Below are 479 nucleotides of genomic sequence, written 5' to 3'. Positions count from 1 at the left end.
ATTCACCGTGCGCCCTTGTTAACTTGACCTAGCACTTCGTGCTGGTCGTTCGGCAATTTAATACACAGTTGATTCTCGGTTATTAGAATATTTCATGATATGTGGTTTTCAAGGAACGAAGTGTTTGCGACCTTTCGGTCGCTATGGAGGTTAACGGGATCGAACCGATGACCTCCTGCGTGCAAAGCAGGCGCTCTCCCATCTGAGCTAAACCCCCATAAGGTTGCGATAAAATCGCAATGGGCCTAAATGGACTTGAACCATCGACCTCACGCTTATCAGGCGTGCGCTCTAACCAACTGAGCTATAGGCCCGATAAGTCTTGGCGTAGGCCTCTCAAAACTAAACAAAATTTCGACATGTACAGGCTTTCCGTAATTTTTCCTTAGAAAGGAGGTGATCCAGCCGCAGGTTCTCCTACGGCTACCTTGTTACGACTTCACCCTAATCATCTGTCCCGCCTTAGACGGCTGGCTCCT

At 48.4% G+C, this 479-nt stretch carries 2 tRNA genes and 1 rRNA gene; all 3 read right to left on the bottom strand.

Annotation, left to right across the window (positions count from 1 at the left end):
• Nucleotides 1-144: 144 nt before the first annotated feature.
• Nucleotides 145-217: transfer RNA gene (locus tag FHQ08_RS12675), tRNA-Ala, on the bottom strand.
• 23 nt (nucleotides 218-240) lie between these two features.
• Nucleotides 241-314 (bottom strand) — tRNA-Ile (locus FHQ08_RS12670).
• 75 nt (nucleotides 315-389) lie between these two features.
• Nucleotides 390-479 (bottom strand): 16S ribosomal RNA (locus FHQ08_RS12665); the annotation flags it as partial.

This window comes from Agrilactobacillus fermenti (genome assembly GCF_021030645.1).
Taxonomy (GTDB): domain Bacteria; phylum Bacillota; class Bacilli; order Lactobacillales; family Lactobacillaceae; genus Agrilactobacillus; species Agrilactobacillus fermenti.
The sequence above is the reverse complement of the archived record's forward strand: the minus strand, read 5'-3'. Positions and strand labels throughout refer to the sequence as shown.